Annotated in this window: 1 protein-coding gene; it reads left to right on the top strand. The window is 70.7% G+C overall.

Annotated features, from left to right (window positions below):
* Positions 1 to 35: 35 nt before the first annotated feature.
* Positions 36 to 1,083: alpha/beta fold hydrolase (locus G6039_RS30155; RefSeq protein ID WP_044476605.1), on the top strand; the 1,048-nt coding region annotated here is incomplete at its 3' end.

Raw genomic sequence — 1,083 nt, 5'->3', positions numbered from 1 at the left:
CGCACCTACGTCGGTGGCGGAGGAGGCGAGCAGCGATGACGCTGTTGGGCAGTTTGGGGCTGTTGGGTGCGAGCCTGGCCACGCTCGGCTCGAACGCGGGGCTGTACGCGGTGCGCACCGCGGGCCTGCCCGCGCACGAGATCTACGGCGAGGAAGACTTCGACGCGATGCTCGCGCTGCCCAAGCGCACCGTGCGTACCGAGGACGGCGTCGACCTCGCCGTCCGGGAGGTGGGTTCGGCCCTGGCGCCGCTGACGATCGTGTTCGTGCACGGGTACTGCCTGCGCATGCAGTCCTGGCATCTGCAGATGCGCCACCTGCAGGAGCGGTGGGGCAAGGACGTGCGGATGGTCTTCTACGACCAGCGCGGCCACGGGGAATCCGCCGTGTCGACGTCGAAGTCCTGCACCATCGCCCAGCTCGGCCGCGATCTGGGCACCGTCATCGACACCGTCGTCCCCACCGGCCCGGTCGTCGTGGTCGGGCACTCGATGGGCGGGATGACGACCATCGCCCTGGCCGCCCAGCGCCCGGAGTTGTTCGACGAACGCATCGTCGGGGTGGGCCTGCTCGCCACCACCGCCGCCGGGCTGACCAAGACCGGCATCGGCCGTAACCTCGAGAACCCGGTGATCGACGCGTTCCGGCATCTGGCGCGCACCGCGCCGGGGTTCGTGCAGTACGCCCGTGGGGCCGCCAAGGCGATCATCGCGCCGATCCTGCGCGCCGCGTCCTACGGGACGGTGGTCAGCCCGAAGCTGGTGGAGTTCTCCGACCGGATGCTGGCGGAAACCTCGGTGCTGACCATCGTGAACTTCCTGCGCACCCTCGAACTGCACGACGAGTCGGCGGCGTTGCCGGTGCTCGGACAGGTGCCCGTGCTGGTGCTGTGCGGGGACGCCGACATGATCATCCCGTTCTCCGGCTCCGAGGAGCTCGCGGCGGCGTTGCCGGACGTCGAGCTCAAGCGGGTCCGCGGGGCCGGGCACCTGGTCCAGCTCGAGTTCCCCGAGGTCGTCGTCGGTGCGCTGGACCGGCTCATCCAGCGCGGGTTCGCCCACGACGCCGGCAGGAGGCGCGCCG

Source organism: Rhodococcus aetherivorans (genome assembly GCF_011058165.1).
Taxonomy (GTDB): Bacteria; Actinomycetota; Actinomycetes; order Mycobacteriales; family Mycobacteriaceae; genus Rhodococcus; species Rhodococcus aetherivorans.
Note: the sequence above shows the minus strand (reverse complement) of the source record. Positions and strands in the feature narration are given on the sequence as shown.